This is a genomic window from Psychromicrobium ferritrahens (assembly GCF_043789415.1).
In the GTDB taxonomy this organism is placed as follows: Bacteria; Actinomycetota; Actinomycetes; order Actinomycetales; family Micrococcaceae; genus Renibacterium.
Window position 1 is genome coordinate 736247 of record NZ_JBDLLW010000001.1, and the last position, 20799, is coordinate 757045.

General features: G+C 61.6%; 20 protein-coding genes and 1 riboswitch. Of the genes, 10 read left to right on the plus strand and 10 right to left on the minus strand.

Annotated elements, in window-relative coordinates; genetic code table 11:
* Window position 1: 1 nt before the first annotated feature.
* From ABDK06_RS03460 to ABDK06_RS03480, 5 genes are all read right to left on the minus strand, one after another.
* Window positions 2-1102, minus strand: a complete 1101-nt coding sequence (locus tag ABDK06_RS03460; protein WP_394938939.1) for an ABC transporter permease — start codon at window positions 1100-1102, stop codon at window positions 2-4.
* A gap of 85 nt (window positions 1103-1187) precedes the next feature.
* Entirely contained in the window at window positions 1188-2825 is a 1638-nt protein-coding gene (locus ABDK06_RS03465) for an ABC transporter substrate-binding protein (RefSeq protein ID WP_394938941.1), read from the minus strand.
* A 229-nt stretch (window positions 2826-3054) separates the two neighbouring features.
* Entirely contained in the window at window positions 3055-3453 is a 399-nt protein-coding gene (locus ABDK06_RS03470) for a DUF1801 domain-containing protein (RefSeq protein WP_394938943.1), read from the minus strand.
* A 7-nt stretch (window positions 3454-3460) separates the two neighbouring features.
* Window positions 3461-4573, minus strand: coding sequence for a tRNA 2-thiouridine(34) synthase MnmA (gene mnmA / locus ABDK06_RS03475; RefSeq protein WP_394938945.1), 1113 nt, complete (start codon window positions 4571-4573; stop codon window positions 3461-3463).
* A 28-nt stretch (window positions 4574-4601) separates the two neighbouring features.
* Window positions 4602-5876, minus strand: a complete 1275-nt coding sequence (locus ABDK06_RS03480) for a cysteine desulfurase family protein (RefSeq protein ID WP_394938947.1) — start codon at window positions 5874-5876, stop codon at window positions 4602-4604.
* A gap of 89 nt (window positions 5877-5965) precedes the next feature.
* Here ABDK06_RS03480 and ABDK06_RS03485 point away from each other — a divergent pair, with 89 nt between their 5' ends.
* Both ABDK06_RS03485 and ABDK06_RS03490 read left to right on the plus strand, forming a co-directional pair.
* Window positions 5966-6784, plus strand: a complete 819-nt coding sequence (locus ABDK06_RS03485) for an MBL fold metallo-hydrolase (protein ID WP_394938949.1) — start codon at window positions 5966-5968, stop codon at window positions 6782-6784.
* A 187-nt stretch (window positions 6785-6971) separates the two neighbouring features.
* Entirely contained in the window at window positions 6972-8159 is a 1188-nt protein-coding gene (locus ABDK06_RS03490; protein WP_394938951.1) for an MFS transporter, read from the plus strand.
* A 12-nt stretch (window positions 8160-8171) separates the two neighbouring features.
* On the opposite strand, the gene ABDK06_RS03495 is transcribed toward ABDK06_RS03490, so the two are convergent.
* Window positions 8172-8891 (minus strand): hypothetical protein, encoded by a 720-nt coding sequence (locus tag ABDK06_RS03495; RefSeq protein WP_394938953.1) that lies wholly within the window; start codon window positions 8889-8891, stop codon window positions 8172-8174.
* 135 nt (window positions 8892-9026) lie between these two features.
* On the opposite strand from ABDK06_RS03495, the gene ABDK06_RS03500 reads away from it, so the two are divergent.
* A complete protein-coding gene (locus tag ABDK06_RS03500; RefSeq protein ID WP_394938955.1) occupies window positions 9027-9860 on the plus strand; it encodes an SGNH/GDSL hydrolase family protein in 834 nt (277 codons plus the stop codon).
* An 80-nt stretch (window positions 9861-9940) separates the two neighbouring features.
* Window positions 9941-10399 carry a hypothetical protein gene (locus ABDK06_RS03505; protein WP_394938957.1) on the plus strand — a complete coding sequence of 153 codons (459 nt, stop codon included), beginning with the start codon at window positions 9941-9943 and terminating at the stop codon, window positions 10397-10399.
* Between the two features lie 34 nt (window positions 10400-10433).
* Here the strand turns inward: ABDK06_RS03505 and metX are convergent, their stop codons facing one another.
* On the minus strand, window positions 10434-11567 hold the full coding sequence (metX, locus tag ABDK06_RS03510) for a homoserine O-acetyltransferase MetX (protein WP_394938959.1): 1134 nt from the start codon (window positions 11565-11567) through the stop codon (window positions 10434-10436).
* Window positions 11567-12886: a bifunctional o-acetylhomoserine/o-acetylserine sulfhydrylase gene (locus tag ABDK06_RS03515; RefSeq protein ID WP_394938962.1), complete on the minus strand. Its 1320-nt coding sequence runs from the start codon at window positions 12884-12886 to the stop codon at window positions 11567-11569. The genes metX and ABDK06_RS03515 overlap by 1 nt, the downstream gene beginning before the upstream one ends.
* A 63-nt stretch (window positions 12887-12949) precedes the next feature.
* A riboswitch (SAM riboswitch) is annotated at window positions 12950-13100 on the minus strand.
* A gap of 187 nt (window positions 13101-13287) precedes the next feature.
* On the opposite strand from ABDK06_RS03515, the gene ABDK06_RS03520 reads away from it, so the two are divergent.
* Window positions 13288-13932, plus strand: a complete 645-nt coding sequence (locus tag ABDK06_RS03520) for a VOC family protein (protein WP_394938964.1) — start codon at window positions 13288-13290, stop codon at window positions 13930-13932.
* A 98-nt stretch (window positions 13933-14030) separates the two neighbouring features.
* Here the strand turns inward: ABDK06_RS03520 and ABDK06_RS03525 are convergent, their stop codons facing one another.
* Window positions 14031-14798 carry a CPBP family intramembrane glutamic endopeptidase gene (locus ABDK06_RS03525; protein WP_394938966.1) on the minus strand — a complete coding sequence of 256 codons (768 nt, stop codon included), beginning with the start codon at window positions 14796-14798 and terminating at the stop codon, window positions 14031-14033.
* Window positions 14799-14831: 33 nt separating this feature from the next.
* On the opposite strand from ABDK06_RS03525, the gene ABDK06_RS03530 reads away from it, so the two are divergent.
* The 5 genes from ABDK06_RS03530 (at window position 14832) to ABDK06_RS03550 (ending at window position 19964) form a co-directional block, all read left to right on the plus strand.
* Window positions 14832-15515 (plus strand): histidine phosphatase family protein, encoded by a 684-nt coding sequence (locus ABDK06_RS03530; protein WP_394938968.1) that lies wholly within the window; start codon window positions 14832-14834, stop codon window positions 15513-15515.
* A 99-nt stretch (window positions 15516-15614) separates the two neighbouring features.
* Complete coding sequence (gene efeU, locus ABDK06_RS03535) at window positions 15615-17198, plus strand: iron uptake transporter permease EfeU (RefSeq protein ID WP_394938970.1); 1584 nt, start codon at window positions 15615-15617, stop codon at window positions 17196-17198.
* Window positions 17191-18399, plus strand: a complete 1209-nt coding sequence (efeO, locus tag ABDK06_RS03540) for an iron uptake system protein EfeO (protein ID WP_394938972.1) — start codon at window positions 17191-17193, stop codon at window positions 18397-18399. Before efeU ends, efeO begins: the two co-directional genes overlap by 8 nt.
* Window positions 18400-19671 carry an iron uptake transporter deferrochelatase/peroxidase subunit gene (gene efeB / locus ABDK06_RS03545; protein WP_394938974.1) on the plus strand — a complete coding sequence of 424 codons (1272 nt, stop codon included), beginning with the start codon at window positions 18400-18402 and terminating at the stop codon, window positions 19669-19671. It begins immediately after the preceding gene.
* A gap of 56 nt (window positions 19672-19727) precedes the next feature.
* Window positions 19728-19964: a PLDc N-terminal domain-containing protein gene (locus ABDK06_RS03550; RefSeq protein WP_394938976.1), complete on the plus strand. Its 237-nt coding sequence runs from the start codon at window positions 19728-19730 to the stop codon at window positions 19962-19964.
* A 31-nt stretch (window positions 19965-19995) separates the two neighbouring features.
* Here the strand turns inward: ABDK06_RS03550 and ABDK06_RS03555 are convergent, their stop codons facing one another.
* On the minus strand, window positions 19996-20787 hold the full coding sequence (locus ABDK06_RS03555) for a DeoR/GlpR family DNA-binding transcription regulator (protein ID WP_394938978.1): 792 nt from the start codon (window positions 20785-20787) through the stop codon (window positions 19996-19998).
* Window positions 20788-20799 lie beyond the last annotated feature (12 nt).

Sequence of the window (20799 nt, forward strand, 5' to 3'; positions counted from 1 at the left end):
CTCAGTACCTCACTCGGGGATCGATGAGCGCAGCGATCACATCGACGATGAAGTTGGTCACCGCGACGATCACTGCCAGCAGCGCGACAATGCCCTGCACCGCGACGAAGTCTCGGCTGCCGAGATACTGCGCGAGCTGGAAGCCGAGCCCCTTCCATTCAAAAGTGGTTTCGGTGAGCACCGCGCCGCCCAGCAGCATGGCGATTTGTAAACCCATCACGGTGATGATCGGGATGAGTGCTGGCTTATAGGCGTGTTTGGTGACCAAGCGGAATTCGCTGACGCCGCGGGAGCGCCCGGCTTCGACGTAGTCACGGCTCAGGGTGCCGATCACGTTGGTACGGACCAGACGCAGGAAGACACCGCCGGTGAGCAGGCCCAGGGCGACGGCCGGGAGTACGGCGTGCTGCAGCACATCGCCGAAGGCTGCCATATTGCCGCTGCGCAGCGCGTCTAAGAAGTAGATCCCAGTGGGGGCGTTGAGCTGCTGGAGGGCCAGCGCGTTGTCGGTATCGGCGCGCCCGGCGACCGGGAACCAGCCGAGCCACACCGAGAAGATCAGCTTGAGCAGCAGGCCAGCAAAGAACACCGGGGTCGCATAACCCAGGATGGCGAAGACCCGTAGCACCGCATCGGGCCATTTATCGCGGAACTTCGCGGCGACCATACCGAGCGGAATGCCGATCAGCAGCGCCACGATGAGTGAGAAGAAAGCCAGCTCCAAGGTTGCCGAGCCATAGGTGACCAGGACCTGGGTGATCGGCTGATTATCCAGCGTACTGCCGAAGTTCCCGGTGAAGATCTGACCGAGGTATTCGAAATACTGGATGAAAACGGGCCGGTCGTAGCCGGCATCGTGAATCCGGGCGGCGAGCTGGTCCGGAGGCAATTTGCCGCCCAGCGCCGCGGTGATCGGATCACCGGTAACCCGCATCAGGAAGAAGACCAGGGTGACCAGGATGAAGATGGTAGGAATGATGAGCAGGAAACGCACCAGGATATAGCGGCCCAGTCCGCCGCCGCCCCCCTTGGCTCGTTTGGCCGCCGGGGACTTGACCCCGGCGGGCCCGCCCTCAGGGTTTGTCTCTACTAGAGCAGTCATGTGTACCTTTGCTAGCGCCCGCTCGAAAATCAGCCGAGGGGCATGGCTTGGGGCAGGACGCTACGCGCCCTGCCCCAAGTGATCATTACTTCTTTGAAACTACGGCCAAACGGAACTTGAACGAGGCGTCCAGTGTGGTGTCCACGCCATCGATGTTCTTTCCGGAAACCGCGATCTGGTTACCCTGCAAAAGCGGCAGAGTGGAGAGATCCTTGGCTTCCAGCTCCTGAATCTGACCGATCAGATCTGCGCGCTTCGCCTTGTCATTGGTGCCCTGCTGCTCGGTGATCAACTTCTGCACTTCCGCATTGTCGTAGTGGTTGTGCAGGAAGTTGTCCTTCACGAAGAAGGGGGTCAGATAGTTGTCGGCGTCCGAGTAATCAGGGAACCAGCCGAGCTGGTAGACCGGGTAGAGGTCCTTGTTCCGATCTTTGGAGTACTGGGTCCACTCAGTGGACTGCAGGTTCACCTTGAACAGACCGGACTTCTCCAGCTGATCCTTGACCTTGGCGTATTCATCGCCCGAGCCCGGTCCATAGTGGTCCGGGTTGTACTGCAGATTGACGGTGACCGGGCCACTTATTCCGGCATCGGAAAGCCGCTTCTTGGCTTTCTCCAGGCTGGGCGCACCACTGCCGTCACCGTAGAGCGATTTAAGCGGCTCGGTGGCACCGGGCAGGCCGCTCACCACGGGTGAATAGACAGGGGTGTAGGTGCCCTTGTAGACGCCCTCGGAGATGGCCTTGCGGTCCACCAGATCGGCGATCGCCTGACGCACCGCGAGTGCCTTCTGCGGATCCGCCTCGGGAGTCTTGGTGCCAAAGGGCATCGTATTGAAGTTGAAGACCATGTAACGCAGTTCACCACCGGGGCCGGTATGCACGGCCACGTTGTCCTTGCTCTTCAGGTCTCCGATGTCGGTCGCGCTCAGGCTGCGCCAGGCGACGTCGATCTTATTAGTCTGGATGTCGAGCTTGAGGTTATTGGAATTGGCGTAGTACTGAACGTTGACCACATCGGTCTTGGCCTTCTCCACCAGTCCGACGTAGCCGGTGTTGGCTTTCAGGCTGACCAGTTCGTTCTTCTTGTAGCTGGTCACATCGTAGACACCGGCAAAGGGGTGAGCCTTGACGATGTCCTCATCGGTCATCAGCTTATCGGCGGGGAAGACTTCGTCATCGACGATTGGGCCGGCCGAGGAGGTGAGCACACCCGGGAAAGTCTGATCATTGGGCTGCTTGAGCGTGAAAACCACAGTATTGGCATCCGGGGTGGCAACGCTCGCGAGATTGGTCAGCAGCGAGGCCGGACCATTCTCGTCATTGATCTTCAGGATCCGGTCAAAGCTGAATTTGACGTCCTTCGAGTCCAGGGTGTGGCCATTGGCGAACTTCAAATTGGGACGCAGTTTCACCGTGTACTCATTGGGTTTGGTGAAGGACGCGGACTCCGCCAGATCTGGTTCGACCTCATTACTCTGCGGCTTGATGTTCACCAGATACGGATAGACCTGCGTCTCCATGAACGTCGAACCATTGTCATAGGATCCAGCCGGATCGAGGGCGACGACTTTATCGGTGGTGCCGATGGTCAGTGAGCCACCCGAAGCGCCCGAGTTATTGCTACCCGTATTGCTGGCTGGGGTGGTGCAAGCGGTCAGTGCCAGAGCGGAAATGCCGGCAAAAGCCACGACATAACGCAGTTTGGAAGTGTTCTTAGCCATCCGAGAACTTTCTTTCGATGAGTGATCTACGCTGTCCCTGCCCCCGCAGGTGTGAGTCAGCGCACAATCATGATCCTTTGTTTCTACCAGAGACAAAGGGGTTTTTCCTACCGAAAAGCAAAGTTGCAATCAGTTAGTTATCGACTGACCACGATATTGTCGGCACGGAATCATCGACAATCTTCCCGGTCTCGCCCCTCGTAGCGACTCGGCTCGGGATGTTCCTGGCTTATTCTCGTGCGGCCTTGAGCTTCCGCCAGCCCCCGGCCCGATTATTGGCGATGATCTGCCGGAACATCGCCACCAAAGCGGATTCATTGATCCTCTCGCCCTCTCGGAAGGCGATGGTTCTCGCCGTCTTGTTCTGCTGACCGGCGGTGATAATTCCTTCCGGATCGGGAACGATTCCGCCGTCGTAAACAAAGACATTGACGTGATCTTTGGCGGCCAGCAAGGCGCAGATATTTCCTTCCGCGACGAAATAAGGCTGCACCGTCCGTTTGATCGTTTCCGTCACCTCAGGATCGGCGGCGTGCGCCAACTCGCGCACGCGCCGACAGATCAACTGCTGCCAGGCCGGAAGCGCGTCGATGTACTGATCGACTCGGGGGTCCGCCAGGTAGCTCATCCAGCGGTCAGACCGCTCGCTCCAGCGACCGGGCGGCGTCGATCGTCGCTTGCCCGAGCACTCTGGTGCCCTGGTAAAGCACCACTGTCTGCCCGGGGGCGACGCCCCGCATCGGCTCGATCAAGGTCACCACGAGGCTCGAGCCGTCCTCCACCCGAGCCCGCGCAGCCACCGGCTCGCCGTGCGCGCGCACCTGAGCCATGCAGTCGAATTCGGTGCCTTCACCCACTTCAGCAATCGGCTCACCGGCCCAGGAGATCTTGATCCCGCGGATCTCGTCGATCGCCAGCATCCGTTCCGGACCGACCACCACGGTATTCTCCTTCGGCCGGATCTCCAGCACGAAACGCGGCTTGCCGTCGGCTGCCGGGGTACCGAGCTTCAGGCCACGGCGCTGCCCCACGGTGAAGGCGTTGGCACCCTGGTGCGAACCGACGGTAGCCCCGGTCTCATCAACCACGACGCCGGGCTGCATCTCGATCTTCTCGGCCAGCCAGCCGCGGGTGTCGCCGTCGGAGATAAAGCAGATGTCGTGACTATCGGGCTTCTTCGCCACCGAGAGCCCACGGCGTTCCGCTTCCGCGCGGACTTCAGCCTTGGTGGCTGCGTCGGCGAGCGGGAACATCGAATGCTTCAGTTGCTCGTGGGTGAGTACGCCGAGCACATAGGACTGGTCCTTGGCCCAGTCATTGGCGCGATGCAGCTCGTAATTCCCCGCGGCGTCCTGGGTTACCCGGGCGTAGTGCCCGGTGCAGACCGCGTCGAAGCCCAGGGCCAGTGCCTTCTCCAGCAGTGCAGCGAACTTGATCCGCTCATTGCAGCGCATACAGGGGTTAGGGGTGCGTCCGGCGGCATACTCGGCGATGAAGTCGTCCACCACATCTTCTTTGAAACGCTCGGAGAAATCCCACACGTAATAGGGGATGCCGAGCTTATCCGCGGCCCGCCAGGCGTCGTTGGAGTCCTCGATAGTGCAGCAGCCTCGGCTGCCGGTGCGCAGGGTGCCGGGCATCCGGGAGAGCGCGAGATGTACTCCCACCACTTCGTGTCCCGCGTCGACTGCTCGCGCGGCAGCGACGGCGGAGTCCACTCCGCCGCTCATAGCGGCCAAAACCTTCATAGCTGCACCCTTATATTGTGTTCCACTGTCATACCTTTTCCTCCGTCAGAGAGGCCTCTGCCGAAGCCTTTTTGACCAGAGCAGTAGCCTTAGCGACAGTTGCTGCTGTCTGGATGGTCGATTCGTGACCGGCCATCCCGGCTTGCCTCGCTTGGGCGTAGGCCGCCGGCAAAGCGGCGATAAGCGCTTCAACGTCCGCGAGCCCGGTTGTATGCCCCAGGCTGAATCTCTGCGCCCCTCGCGCCTCGTCCTCGCTGAGCCCCATCGCCAGTAGCACGTGCGAGGGCCGGGGCACTCCGGCGGTGCACGCGGAGCCGGTTGAGGTCTCGATTCCCGCCATATCGAGCAAGAACAACAGAGAATCCCCCTCGCACCCTGGGAAGGTGAAGTGCACATTGCCGGGCAGCCTCTTCCCGGTGTTGGGCCCGGGTCCGCGGAGCACCGCTTCGGGGATCAGCGAGTTGATCCGTTCGATCAAAAGGTCTCGAAGCGCTGAAAGTCTCGACAGTTCCTCGGGCAACTTGTCGACGGCGTCCACCGCAGCGGCGGCAAAGGCAGCGATCGAAGGAGTATCGAGGGTTCCGGATCGAACGTCTCGCTCCTGTCCTCCACCGTGCTGCACGGGAGTGAGTTTGATCGCTCGGCCCAAGAGCAGGGCGCCGACCCCGACAGGTCCTCCGATCTTGTGACCGCTGATCGACATGGCTGCCAGACCGGAAGCATGAAAATCTAAGGGAATCGAGCCAAAGGCCTGGACGGCGTCGGAATGCACCGGGATGCCGTAGCTGGCAGCCAGCGCTACGATCTCCGCAATGGGCTGGATCGCTCCGACCTCGTTATTGGCCCACATCACGGAGACCAGCGCGATCGACTCTGGGTCCTCATCGAGCGCTTCCCGGTAAGCGTCCAAACGCAACAGCCCGTCGTCGTCGACCGGAAGCCAGCTCACTTCCGCACCTTCGTGTTTCTCCAACCACTCCACGGTGTCCTGCACTGCCGGGTGTTCAACGGCCGAGACCAGGATGCGCTTTCGCTGCGGATCGGCTTCTCTGCGAGACCAGTAAAGTCCCTTGACGGCGAGGTTGTCCGCCTCGGTGCCACCCGAGACGAAGATCACCTCGGAACGATGCGCTCCGGCAGCCGCGGCGAGGTTCTCCCGAGCTTCTTCCACCACGGCGCGGGCGCGACGTCCTGAGCCGTGCAGCGACGAAGGATTGCCGCTACGGCTGAGTTGCTGGGTGAGTGCGGCCAACGCGGGCTCAGAAAGAGGCGTGGTTGCCGCATGATCGAAGTACACGGGCACCGGACAATTCTACCTCCCGGCGGCTCAGCTCGCAGATTGTTTGAAATCTCCCTTGACCTGAACAACACCCGAGGTTTCAGAATTGAGTTATGGATACTTCCCTGATTCTGTGCGAGAGCTGCGGCGTTGAACACTCGACCGAAGCTCTCACAGCGGGTGACTGCCGGATTTGCCGGGATGATCGGCAGTACCTGCCGCCTTCCGGGCAGTCTTGGATCACGCTGGGCGAATTACTTGAACGAGATCAGCGGCTGGGTTTCCGCGAAGTCCATCCAGGCCTCTGGGAGATCCAGCCCGAGCCCCGGCTGGGTATCGGGCAACACTCGATCCTGCTTCGCACCTCGAGCGGAAATCTGCTCTGGGACCCGCCGGCCTCTATCGATCCGGCATCAATAGCGCGAGTTCAGGAATTAGGCGGAATTGCCGTCATCGCTTCGAGCCACCCGCATATGTTCGGGCTGCAACTCGAATGGTCAGCTGCGTTCTCGGATGCTCCCGTCTATGTCGCCGCGGCGGATCAGCGGTGGCTGCAGCGCACTGGCCCTGCTATTCAGCTCTGGTCCGAACGGCTGCAGCTGCTGCCCGAGGTGAGTCTGCTGCAGACCGGCGGTCATTTCCCCGGCAGCGCGGTGGCGCACTGGGCCGCCGGGGAAGGCGTATTGCTCACCGGGGATACCATCTTTCCGGTGCCTTCGGGCTGGGTGAGCTTCATGCGGAGCTACCCGAATTACCTGCCGCTCTCCCCCGCAATAGTCCGTCGGGTCGCGGCGCGGGTCTCCACCCTGGAATTTGATCGGATTCACGGCAATTTCGGCAACGTCATCCCGCGCAATGCCAAGGCCGTGATCAATGAATCGGCGGAACGCTATGCAGCCTGGGCTTCCGGGGAGAACGATCAGCTCTGCTGAGCCAGCTCACTCGCTGGGCCTTCTGTGAGCAGCACTGATCTGAGTGCCCCTGAGTTACCCTTCTGATGTCCATTCCGTGGACGGTCAGCTCACGGTGACCGGGCATTGGTTATGCTGGCAATATTCTCATTATTCGAGAATAGAATCTCACAATATGAGACTTTGACGGGGAGGTGGCGAGTTCCCGATGCCGCAGAAACCGAGTCGCTGGTTAATGCTGGGCTTGGCCGTCCTGGCCCAGGCCACCAGCTCAATCGTGGTCAACGGAATGGCTTTCCTGATACCGCAGATGAATCATCAATGGGGGCTCGATCTTTTCGGCTCCGGGCTTCTGATCGCCATGCCACTAGCGGGCACCATGCTCACCCTGATCATCTGGGGTGCGATTATCGACAGAATCGGGGAAAAACTCTCACTGGGCATCGCCCTCGCGTCCACCACGGTCTTCATCTGCGCCGCCGCGCTCAGCAATTCGCCCCTTCTGCTGGGTGTCTTCCTCTTCCTGGCCGGCGCTGCCACCGCTTGCACCAACTCCGCCGGCGGGCGCGTGGTGGTCGGCTGGTTTCCGCAGAGACAACGTGGCCTGGCGATGGGAATTCGCCAGATGGCGCAGCCTCTGGGGGTCTCGGTGGCTTCGCTGTTACTTCCGGCCATTGCCGCCGATGGCAGATTGCAGGACTCGCTCTGGGTGGTCACCGCCATCGCTGGCCTGGTCACGGTGGCCTGCTGGCTAGGGATCAGCAATCCGGCCCGGCGGGCCCGGCGCGCTGACCCCCTGCAGGAGAACCCTTACCGGCAGAGCGGCTTCCTGCTCCGCATCCATCTGGTTTCCGCCGTCCTGGTGATCCCGCAATTCACCGTCTGGACCTTCTCGCTGGTCTGGTTGATCGGTGACCGGCAGCTATCGCCCCCTCTGGCGGGGCTGGTTATTGCGCTCGCTCAACTGACCGGCGCCCTGGGCCGCATCGCGGTGGGCATCTGGTCTGACCGAGTCGGCTCCCGGGTGGTTCCACTGCGTATCGTGGCCTTAGCGGCGGGCTTCGCGATGGGGCTGCTGGCACTCACCGACTGGCTGGATTCCCCGTGGTCCGTTGCGCTGCTCGTGCTGGCCTCCGTCGTCACAGTGGCCGATAACGGTCTGGCCTTCACATCGGTAGCCGAGGTCTCCGGCCCCTATTGGTCGGGGCGGGCTCTCGGTGTCCAGAACACCGGGCAGTACCTGATCTCCGCGATCGTTCCGCCGGCGATCGGTGGATTCATCGGGCTCTGCGGCTTCCCCTTGACCTTCGCGCTGATCGCGGTGGCTCCCCTGCTGGCCGCGCCCTTGGTGCCTCAGCAGGCCGCAGAACATCGGGCCACCGCAGCAGCCAGCTAGTGCCCCTGGCGCTCACTGCTGCGGCGGCAGCACGGCAAGCCCGCTCTGCACCGAGTTGAAGGTCGCATCGAGCAGGGCATCGTTCGGGCAGCTGAGGCTGAAGGCGATCCCCGACCCGGCCCGATTGAACATCCTGGCGCTATAGAGCTTGGCCGGGGACTTTCCTTGGGCCGGAGTGCGCAAGGAAAGGAGTTCGATTTTGGGCGAGGGCTTATCCAGCTGACGCGCCCAGCGCATCGTGGTGACCTTCAAAGTCTCCGGCAAAATCGATGGCACCAAGTATTTGAAAAGCGCCAGCGTCGAGGCTCTATCATCATTGGTCACCATCAGTCCCTGCTGATTGATGGTCTGCCAGTAGCTCAATTGGCAGCCGTTGCCGTGCTGATATTGTGTCCAGCCCGCCTGATTACTGCGAAGCAGCTTCCAGCTCGGCGGCGGAGTCTTGCCATTGACCACATCAGCTTGCAACAGCTGGTCGCCCCACCCCACGGGCACCCCCGCAGAGAGCGTGTTCCCGGCCGCCCAGGTCATGTCCTTGGCGGCGACGGCGTCCGCGTTATGCCCCGGGGTCACCGTGGGAGCAGCGTAGCTGGGAGTCGGGCTGGGCGAAATCGTCGAAGTGTCCTGAGGAACTTTAAGAGTGAAGCTGCACCCGCTCACAGCGGCCGACAACGACACCGCTAACAGGCCGAACAGGAATACTCCCGCAGCCCGTGGCCGGTGACCGGGCATCCCGCTCCCTCGCATGACTCTCCCACAGCTGGCTCACTCTGACGCCCCTAGAGTATCAAGCACAGCCGACGTCGGCTGCTGCCGAGTTGACATACGAGTTGGCATATTGGGTCCGAGCAGGAGCAGGATAGGGGGGTGGCTACTAACGAATCCGAACAACACCCCTGGAGCCGTTATGTCGCTCTGGGCGATTCATTCACCGAGGGAATCGGCGATCCTGAGCCGACCAGCCCCGGCGGGCACCGCGGCTGGGCAGATCGGGTAGCCGAGGAACTCAGCAAAGGGCATCAGGACTTCGCCTACGCGAATCTGGCGATCCGTGGCAGATTGCTGCAACAGATCCTGGACGAACAGCTCGACCCCGCACTGGCTCTGAACCCGGATCTGATCTCGATCTCCGCCGGAGGCAACGATCTGATCCGTCCGGGCTCCGATCCGGACGCTCTGGCCGCTTCGCTGGATACCGCCGTCGGCGCGATGGCCGCTGCCGGTGCCACCGTGCTGCTGTTCAACGGGCCGGATATCCGGGACACCCCGGTACTGGGCCTGGTCCGCGGGAGGGTCGCCATCTACAACGAGAATCTGCGTACCATCGCAGCGCGTCATGACGCCGTCATCGCGGATATGTGGTCGCTGCGGGAGCTTTCAGCTCCCGCGATGTGGGACGACGACCGGCTGCACTTCTCCCCGCTCGGGCATCACCGAATCGCCATGATGGCCTTGGATTCGCTCAATGTGCCGCATCAGCTGCAGCCCCTGGATCCTCCTCCCCTGCCGGTGCGGACGTGGCGGGAGGCTCGCAGTGAGGACCTGGTGTGGGCCCGTGAGTTCCTGGTGCCCTGGGTGCTGCGCCGCATCCGTCATCAGTCATCGGGTGACGGCGTGAGCGCCAAACGCCCCACGCCGGGACCGGTCAGCGGGCCGGCACGAAGCAGTTCGCCGAGGCAGCGCAGCTCCCTCGGCGACTGAGCTTCGGCACAAGCCGATCCCGCCCGCGCAGTATGAGCAGAGTAAAGGGTAAGTAAGGGTAAACAGAGTAATCTGGGGGCATGATCAGCGCCCTGCAACCGGTTGCTTCACATTCCGATGTGAGTCTTTTCCCGTGGTTATTCTTCGGGTTGATGATCTTGCTTTCGGTCGGCCGCGTGATCAGTTGGGTGCGCAAAAAGCAGCAGGACTCAGAGCAGCTTCCGCCATCCCAGCAGAATCCCAGTGTGTTCAGCGTCGGGTACCAGCCACCGTCCGACTTTCATTACCCGGAGTCACAACAAGACGCCCTTCCGCCGCTGCCGGTCCCGGCCCGGCCACTGCCGGACAAAGCCGACTGGCGGAAACCCGCACAGCCGAGTCAACCGACTCCCGGTATCTCGGGCTTCGCCTCCTCTCGTTGGGCTGCCGAGCAGGAGCTGAAACGGCTGCTCACTGAACTCGACCAGCGGCGGCGTTCGGGGCAGATCAGCGCTGAACAGTATGCCGCCGAGCGCGAAGCGATCTTCCGGAACCGCTAAGCGATCGCCCGCCCTCGGCTTCACGGGGCTGTGCTCAGAGCCCGTTCTGGCTCAGCAAGTCACTGATCTGCGCCGTCTCAGTGAGGAACCCATCGTGACCGATCGCCGAGTCGATCCAGTACACCTCGACGGGTTCGCTCAGCGCTTCGGCTAGCTGCACGGTCTGCTCGGGCAGATAGAGCCGGTCCGAGGTCACCGCCGCCAGACTGAATTTCACCCCCGACGCTCTCCTCAGGGCTTGCTTCAGGCCGCCTCGACCGCGGCCCAGATCGTGACTCATCAAGGCCTCGGTGAGGGTGATGTAACTATTCGCATCGAAGATCTGGTTCAGCTTCGCGGCCTTATGATCCAGATAGCTCTCCACCTGATAGCGCTGCCGCCAGGCTTCGGAACCACGCTCAGCTGATACCGGAGCTTCCCCTTCTTGCGCTGAGCGGCCGAACCGCAGTCCCAGCTCGGCCTCTGAGCGATAGGAGATATGCGCGATCCGTCTGGCCAGGCCAAGACCCTCCAGGGGTGCCGCCGAACCGTAGTAGTCACCGCCCGCGAAAGCCGGGTCCTGACGAATGGCCAGCAGCTGGGTTTGCGCGAGCGCGATCTGTTCCGCAGTGCTCGCCGGGCAGCTCGCGAGCACCACGGCATGGCGCACCCGCTCCGGGTAGCTCACCGCCCACTCCAGCGCACGGGCACCGCCCATCGATCCCCCGACCACCGCATGCCACCGGGTAATCCCGAGTGCATCGGCGAGCAAGGCCTCCGCCCGCACCGAGTCTCGCAGGGTCAGGAAGGGGAAGCGCGAGCCCCACGGTTTGCCGTCCGGGGCGGTTGAGGAAGGTCCGGTGCTGCCATAGCAGCCACCTAGGATATTCACCGAGACGACGAAGAACCTCTCGGTATCGATCGCCTTTCCCGGGCCCACTAAGCCATCCCACCAACCGGCCTGCTCCGACTCTCCCTGAGCGGCGTGAGAACTACCGGTCAGGGCATGCAGCACCAGGACGGCGTTGGAAGCTCCGGCATTGAGCCTGCCCCAGCTCTCATACGCCAGCGTCGTCTCCGGTAACCGTTCGCCCGTTTCCAGAGCCAGTTCGCCCAGCGACTGAAAGCGCAGCTGGCTGGGGTCGACACCCAGCAAAGCCTGCTCCGATAATTCTGAGATCGTCGTCATCACAGCGCGGATTTCGCCGCCCTGAAACCAGCCTCCAGATCCGCCAGGATATCCGTGATGTTCTCCAGTCCCACCGAGAGCCTGACCAGCCCCGGAGTGACTCCGGCTTTGAGCTGCTGGGCCTCGGTGAGCTGAGAGTGCGTGGTGGAGGCGGGGTGAATCACCAACGACCTCACATCACCGATATTGGCCACATGGGAATGCAGTTCCAAAGCGTCCACGAAGCGCTTCCCGGCGTCCACACCGCCCTTGATATTGAAGGCCACCACGGCACCGATCCCCCGCGGGCCGTATTTCTGCCCACGCTGGTACCAAGGGCTGGAGGGTAACCCGGCATAGGCCACCGATTCCACACTGTCATGCTCGGTGAGCCAGTTCGCCACCTCCAGCGCATTAGAGACATGCCGTTCCACCCGCAAACTCAGAGTTTCCAGCCCCTGCGCGATCAAGAAAGCATTGAAGGGCGCCACCGCGGAGCCCAGATCGCGCAGCAACTGCACCCTGGCCTTGAGGATATAGGCCAGATTAGCGCCCAAGGCACCACCGACGCCGAGATCCCGGGCGTAGACCAGGCCGTTGTAGCTCTCGTCCGGGGTGTTGAAGCCCGGGAATCTCTCCGGTTCCTTGGCGAAGTCGAAGCGACCGCCATCGACGATCACGCCGGCGATCGCGGTGCCATGTCCGCCGAGGTACTTGGTCGCGGAATGCACCACGATATCCGCCCCCCATTCCAGCGGCCGCACCAGATACGGCGTCGCAAGCGTATTATCGACGACGAGCGGCACTCCGGCCTCGTGGGCGACGGCACTGATTCCCTCCAGATCGAGCACGTCCTGACGGGGATTGGAAACCACTTCACCGAAGAAGAGCTTGGTGTTCGGGCGCACCGCGGCTCGCCACTGCTCCAAATCATCTGGGTCTTCTACGAAGGTGACCTCGATGCCGAATCTCTTGAGCGTGTGAGCGAGCAGATTATAGGTTCCGCCGTAGAGGCTGGGGCTGGCCACCAGGTGGTCTCCCGCCTGAGCGATGTTCAGGATCGCAAAGGTCTCCGCGGCCTGCCCGGAAGAGAGCAGCAGAGCCCCGACGCCGCCTTCCAGGCTGGCGATCCGCTGTTCGACCACGTCCTGGGTCGGGTTGCCGATTCTGGTGTAGATGGGTTCCAGTTCTGCGAGCGCGAAGCGCTTGGCAGCGCTCTCCGCACTGGGGAAGACGAAGGAAGTGGTTTGGAAAATCGGCAGTGCTCGCGCACCGGTACTCGGATCGGGTTGTTGGCCCGCATGGATCTGCCGGGTTTCGAATGACCAGCCGTTGCTCATCTCAGACTCCTTGTTTCAAGGGTCCTCAAGGTCGCCGCGATGAAGGCGGTTACCGGGCAGAGGAACCCGCGCTTGCACCTGATCTATTGACCAGGGCCCGGTCGTCACCCGGGGCACCCCACCGCGGAGGAGGGTTGCCGTCCAGCAAGCCGGGGCAGGCGTTCCGACCTCAGATGTGACACGGGATCAAGGAACTTTGCTGGCACTCATGACCTGTTTAAAGTGTGCAGTCCGCACCGGAGGCTAAGCAAGGTCAGGGAGCTATTGTGACGCTGCATTTCCCGCGATGCGCGGAGGTTACGGAGGAAATCTCACAGCGGATTCATGGTGCGCGAAGCGCGCAACGCACAGCGCAACTTAGGTAGACCTTAGTCGAGAGGCGGGTCACAAAGTGCGAGGATATGGGCATGCGCATGGACCACGTTTCTTACGCTTGTGAACCGGATGGACTGGCTGCCACCACCGAGCGGATCTCTGACGCTCTAGGAATCAAGGCCGTCCGCGGCGGGGTGCACCCCCGCTTCGGCACGCGGAATATGATCATTCCGCTCACCAATCATCACTATCTCGAAATCGTCGAAGTACTGGATCACCCAGCTTCAGACAAAGCTCCCTTCGGTCAGGCCGTGCGCGCCCGGTCAACTGCCGGTGGCGGCTGGATGGGCTGGTGCGTCGAGGTTGACGACCTGCTCCCCTTTGAAGAACGGCTGGGACGCAGCGCAGTTCCCGGAAACCGGAAATTTCCGGATGGCCAGGAACTGATCTGGCAGCAGATCGGCATTAAAGGTCTGATCGCCGACCCCCAGGTACCTTATTTGCTCAAATGGGAAGGCGATCCCGCACTGCACCCTTCACTGGCCAAGCCGAGCGACGTCAAACTCGCCAAGCTCACCATCGCGGGCTCTGCCGAACGAGTGACTGAGTGGCTGGGAGAGTGCGTGGATAAGCCACTGCAGGATGTCGCGGTTGAGTGGGTCGCCCCTAAGGGCACTCCGGGCATCATGAGCGTCACCTTTGAAACCGCCCACGGCGAAGTCACGGTCTGAACCTCAGCCAATATTCAACGCTCTGATGCTGAGGGCGACGGAGTGCCGTCAGCGAGCGAGCAGGGTTCCCCGCCCGGGCTTGCGAGGGAAAGGGCAGCTCACGAGCCTTGGCCGAAACCCAATTGCGGGCCGAAGCTGAAGGCCGCGATGTCCAGCAGCGAATGCGCCACCACGAGCGGCATCACCCGTTTGGTCTTGGTGTAGAGCCAGCCGAAGATCAACCCCATCACGAAGTTGCCGGCGAACGGCCCAAAGCCCTGGTAGAGGTGGTAGCTGCCACGCAAAAGAGCGCTGGCCACAATCGTCCACCAGGGCTGCCAGCCGAGTTGCTTCAGCCTGGTCATCAGAAACCCCACGACGATCACTTCTTCGAGCACGGCATTGCGCAGCGCGGAGATGATCAGCACCGGAATGGTCCACCAGTAATCATGAAGTGAGCTGGTCACGATCTGGGCGGTCACCCCGAGGCTGCGTCCCAGCGCATAAAGACCCAGCGAAGGCAGCCCGATCAGCAGCATCAGGCCGATTCCCCCTAATAAGTCGCGCCAGAGCAGGTCGCGCCACGGGCGGCTGATGGTGAATCCGATGGCCTGGAATCCGCTGCGGGCGGGTTTCCACAGCAGGTAGAGCGCTAGGGCCACCGGTACCAGGGCGAAGAAGTTATCAAGCAATTGATAGGTCAGATCGAAGTACTCGCGGTTGATCTTGGGCGTATTCAATTGCGCGGTAGCTTGCGAGATCGGCGCGCGGGTCAGATTCTCGATCAGATTGACGACGGCGTAAACAGCAGATTGCCCCAGGGAGAGCCCCAGCACGATCAAGATCTCTGCTCGCCAACGGCGTGCCAGTCCAGCAACTCTTCCCATGACTGACATTAAACAGCCATTACACTCAAGACCATGAGTGCGCCTCGTCAGATCATCATGTTGCGACACGGACAGTCGGAGGCCAATCTGGATCAGACCATCTACGACAGGATTCCGGATTACCGGATTCCGCTCACTGAACTCGGGCTCGAACAGGCCAGAGCGGCCGGTGAGGAGATCCGTGCGCAGTTGGCCGGTGAAAAGGTGTGTGTCTACGTCTCCCCCTACCTCCGGGCTTATCAGACCCTGGAAGCGCTGGGTCTAGGAGACAGCGTTGACCGGATCTTCGAGGAGCCCCGACTGCGCGAACAGGACTGGGCCAATTTCCAGGACCCGGCCGATATCGCGGAGCAAAAGGAACTGCGGAACGCCTACGGTCACTTCTTCTACCGGTTCAGGGACGGCGAGTCAGGTTCGGATGTCTTCGACCGGATCTCTTCCTTCTTGGAGACCCTCTACCGGCACTGGAGCCGCCCGGATTACGCACCCAACACCTTGCTGATCACCCACGGACTCACCATGCGTTTGTTCTGCATGCGCTGGTTCCACTGGTCGGTGGAGTACTTCGAATCGCTCAACAATCCAGAGAACGCCGAGTTGCGCACCCTGCTACGGGGAGAGAGCGGTCATTATCAACTCAGCCCCGGCTTCAAGCAGTGGAAGCACGTGACGCCGAGCCAGACGGTGCTGGACGCCCCCAGAAGCGCTGTGCAATAGCTAATATTCGTCTGACTTAATTAGTCGGTTCTCAAGTTTTGAGGGTAGCCTTACCTTGGTTCTACATACCCCCATTGCTCTTGTCCCTGGAGTCCGTCCTTGCTCGCCACCCTCGTCATCGGCCTACGTGAAGGTCTGGAAGCCGCACTCATCGTCGGCATCATCGCAGCCTTTTTGAAGCGCAATGGCAAGAGCCTGGGCGCTATGTGGTTCGGAGTGGTCAGTGCGGTGGCGATCAGCATCGGCGTCGGGGTCACCCTGGAACTCATCTCCGTCTCGCTTCCGCAGAGCCAGCAAGAGGGCATGGAGAGCATCATCGGCGCGATCGCCGTCGTGATGGTCACCGGAATGATCTTCTGGATGTCGAAAAATGCCAGGACGCTCAAGGGCGAGTTAGAGACTCAGGCAGCTGGAGCTGTGCGGAACGGCAGCACCCTGGCGCTCGCTGTGATGGCTTTCCTCGCAGTGCTGCGCGAGGGCGTGGAAACCTCTGTCTTCATGCTGGCGGCCTTTCAATCGTCCAGGGATGCGCTGAGCGCTGGTCTCGGCGCGGTGATCGGAGTCGCCATTGCGATCGCCATCGGTTACGGGATTTACCGCGGCGGCGTCAAACTCAATATGGCTCGGTTCTTCCGGGTCACCGGGGTCTTCCTGGTCCTGGTGGCAGCCGGCTTGGTCTTGATGTCGCTGCGCACCGCTCACGAAGCCGGTTGGATCTCAGTTGGCCAGGACAACACCGTCAATCTCTCTTGGCTGGCGCCCAATGGATCCCCTCAGTCAGCCTTGCTGACCGGTGTGCTAGGCATTCCCGCCGATCCGAAGTTGATCGAAGTACTGGGCTGGGCGCTCTACCTGGTGCCCATGCTGCTTTTCGTGCTCTGGCCGCAAAAGCACAAGATCAGCGACGCCGCACTGCCTCGCTTCCGTCGGATTCTCGGTGCTTCGCTGGCCGCTGCCGCCATCGTACTGGCGATCACGGTCGCGCTAATTTCCCAGCCCGGCCCGAGCACGGCGTCCCTGCCCTTGAGCTCTGGCACCGACCAGCAAGGCTCCTTGACGCTGAACGGAGAACTGCTAACCCTGAGCACCGCAACAGGCCCTACAGATTATCGGCTCCCCGAAAAGCCGCTTGAGACGGCGGATCATGCCGGGGTCAAGGCTCAGCATTTCAGCCTGGAGATTCCCGCCGAGGGCAGCCAGCCGCAGCAGCTCAGCCTGCAACAACTCGTCACTCTGAATTCCGGTCGACTCCCGGTGGGCATCAGTGCACAGCGTAACCCCGGCCCCTTTGAAGCCTCCTGGCACAATCAAGGGAAACTCGAGGTCTGGATCGCCGAAGGCGCCCTGCTCGACGCCAGCAAAGTTTCCGGCACGGATCTGACGCTCAGCGGTGGCGGACTGCCCACTCCCCGCAGCATCCCCATCGATCAGCCGGCGGAGAGCTGGCAAGCGGTTCGGGCCGGAGTGAGTTCGGCTGCCAGCGCCATCGAAACCGCTTCCCAGCGGCGAGACGAAAGCTTGCTCTGGGGCCTTTGGTTGCCCGCGGTGTTGTTAACCGCCGGGCTGATTTTTGCCCTATTATCTTTTCGTCGGCCAGAAACGGTCATCCGGTCATCCTCCGGCGGCTCAGAAACTCCAACAGTAGCTACACATTCAGTATCGAAGGGACCTCTCCGTGTCTAAACCTCGTTCTGCCCTCCTCCCCTCGGCCTTGACCGCCGGGCTGAGCGTCATTGTCGCGATCTCCCTGGCCGCCTGCGGTGGCAGTAGCACCCCCTCGGCTTCCAACGTCAGTTCCTCAGGCACCGCACCGGTATCCAATGGGGCAGCTCAGGTCAAAGTGCAGATCAAGAACATCAATGGCGGGGATTCCTGCAGGCTGGATTACAGTTCCGCACCGGCCGGACCTGTTACCTTTGAGACCTCCAATACGAACGCCATCATGGTGAGCGAAGTAGAACTGCTCGACGGTAAGCGGATCCTCGGCGAACGTGAGAACGTGATCCCCGGCCTGGACCCCTCCAGCTTCACGGTGAATCTGACCGGCGGGACATACCAGCTGTATTGCCCAGGCGCCAATGAGGAGAACACCACTTTCACGGTGATCGGAGACGCCGCCAGTGCCGGCAGTTCGCTCGCGGATGAACTCAAAACCGGCACCGATGGCTATGCCAAGTACGTCGACAATCAGGTCGACCAGCTGGTTACCTCGGTGGGTCTGCTGAAGAAGCTGATCGATCAGGGCACCCTCGAGTACGCCCAGGATATGTATGCTCGGAGCCGCCCCTTCTACGAGCGCATCGAACCGGTGGCTGAGAGCTTCCCTGACCTGGATCCGGCGATCGATCTGCGGATCGCCGATGTGAAGCCAGGAACCCCCTGGACGGGTTTCCACCCGATTGAAAAAGATCTCTTCGAGACCAAGGTGATCACGGAGAACACCAAGAAGCTCGCGGCAGGCCTGGTGCAGGATGTTGCCAAGCTGAAGACCTTGACCACCGGCCTGAAGTACAAGGCCGAGGAACTGGCCAATGGTGCCTCCGGCCTGTTGGAAGAGGTACAGTCCTCGAAGATCACCGGGGAAGAAGAGGCATACAGCCACATCGACATGGTGGACTTCGTGGCCAACGTCGAAGGCTCGCAGCAGTCTTTCGAGTATCTACGGCCCGCTCTGACCAAAATCGATGCGGATCTGACCAAGACGATCAGCGCGAAGTTCGACGAAGTGAACAAAACCCTAGATGGTTATAAAGGCCCAGGATTCGGCGGTTATAAGCTCTATGACGCGGCTTTCAAGGCCGCTGAGGGCAAGAAGCTGACCCAGCTGATCCAGTCCCTGCAGGCTCCACTGTCCAAGATCGCGGAGAAAGTCGCCACCGCCTAGATGAGTTCTCAGGAACCTGAAGAAACCTCCGACGGGGTCTCCCGTCGGAGGTTTTTCGGTGCCGGAGCAGCGGTCTCGGCCGCCGGAGCTCTGGCCGTAGGCGCTGTCGGCGGGGTTGCCGCGGCTAATGCCCTGCGCTCCGAGCAAAAGCCCGCTCCGCCGATCTCCGAACTGCGCTACCCCTTTTATGACGCTCATCAGGCCGGAATAGCCACTCCTCCACAGGACCACTTGGTCTTCATGTCCTTCGACTTCACCACCGCGAGCGTCACCGATGTGCAATTGGTCTTGGCCAAGTGGAGTGCGGCGATGGCTCAGATGTGCGGTGGCGAAGCGATTGGCAGCGCTGAACCCGCCCGCGAGCAGGCCGTTCCGGTGGACACCGGGGAAGCCATCGGCATGGGCCCCCAGGGCCTCACCCTGACCCTGGGCTTCGGCCCCTCGCTGTTCGACGAGCGTTTCGGACTGGCGAAATTCAAACCGAAACTGCTCAAGGACCTGCCAGCGATGGCCGGCGAGTCCCTCGACCCCGCCTATGTCGGCGGGGATCTATGCATTCAGGCCTGTGCTTATGACCCGCAAGTGGCCTACCATGCGGTACGCAATCTGGCCCGAATGGCCCGCACTCAGGTGAAGACCCGCTGGACAGTGCTAGGTTTCGGCCGCGCCTCTGCCGGAGCCAATCAGAGCACGCCAAGGAACCTGATGGGTTTCAAGGACGGCACCCGGAACATCACCTCCAGCGAGGACCTCGCCGAGCACGTCTGGGTGAAGGACTCCGATCAGGCCTGGATGGACGGCGGCAGTTACCTGGTGGCCCGGAAGATCCATATGCTGATTGAGACCTGGGACGCCGATTACATCGGCGATCAGCACGCCGTCTTCGGCCGCACCAAAGTCGAGGGAGCCCCGCTCACCGGCAAAGCCGAGCACGATGTGCCGGATTTCACCGCCAAAGGCGCCGATCAGCAGCCAGTGATCGCCCCGGATTCGCATATCGCCTTGGCCGCTCATGAGAACAACGGCGGAGTAAAGCTGCTGCGCCGGGGCTATAACTTCACCGATGGCATCGATAGCGTGGGGCGGCTGGACGCCGGGCTGTTTTTCCTGAGTTTCCAGAAAGACCCTCAGCAATTCATCGCCCTGCAGTCCAAACTCGGCGCCTCTGACCGGCTCAATGAATACATCAGGCACGTCGGCTCAGCACTCTTCGCTGTGCCGCGAGGGCTCCCGGAAGCGGGTAAGTACTTCGGCCAGGAGTTCTTTAAATAAGCCCGTCGCCGAGTCAGGGCAGCCGGACGCTCAGGTCGTTATGAGATGATCTGTGGATGGACGCCGAGATCAATCCCCTAGTCCCGAACGGCTGGGATGCCGGGCTCCTCGTGCTCGGCTTAGTGCAATTGGTTCTGCTGGTCTGGGCCTGGCTCAGCATTGCCCGCAGCTCCATCCCCGCTCAGTTCAAACTGCTCTGGGCTCTCCTGGCCTTGATCTTGCCGGTTTTCGGCAGTCTGATCTGGCTCGCGGGGCGACGTCGCTGGCAGCAGGGCTCACTGCCCCGGTCTTGATCCGCCCAAGCCTCCGTCGCCTTCAGCGGGCTCAAACCTCCGGAGCTACCAGAACATCGATGTCATGAGCAGCGAAAGCGGCGATCTGCTCGGCTGTGACTCCCGAGTCGGTGATCAATCGCCGGAAATGGTATCCCTCCATGGTGGCGAAGGCCCGCTGCCCGATCTTCGAGGAATCCGCCAGCATATAGGCATCGGCGGCCCGGCGCGCCATCAGGGAGTTCACCGTGGCCTCGCCCTCATCGGTGATCGTCGGGCCGACCACCGGATCAATGCCGTTCACTCCGATGAAGGCGAAGTCAAGGGCGACTTTCTGCAAGATGATGTCGGTGTAGGGGCCAACCAGCTCGTAGGAGCGCGGGTTCACGATGCCTCCGGAGACCATGATCTTGAAATTGGGCCTGACCGCTAGCTGAGCCGCAATATTGATCGCATTAGTGACCACCGTGAGAGTGGGCTTATTGGAAGGCTCCGCCAGGTCCTCCCGGGTCGAGAGCACCTGGGCCAGTGCCGTCGAAGTGGTGCCGCCGCACAGCCCGATAACGGCGCCTCGGGGAATCAATTCACTCGCCGCGAGAGCGATCTGATGCTTCTGCTGAGCGTGGTCATCCCGGTTATAGCGACCCGGTAGATCGTAGGACACCGAACCGGCGACCGCGCCGCCCCGAGTGCGGCTCAGCAGCCGCTCACCAGCCAGCGAATCCAGATCACGCCGCGCCGTCGCCGGAGAGATTCCAAGTTTCTCGACCAGATCTTCGACCTCGATCCGTCCGGTTTGCGCCAGCAGATCCAAAATTGCCGTCAAGCGCTCACTTCGAATCATCGAATGCCTCTT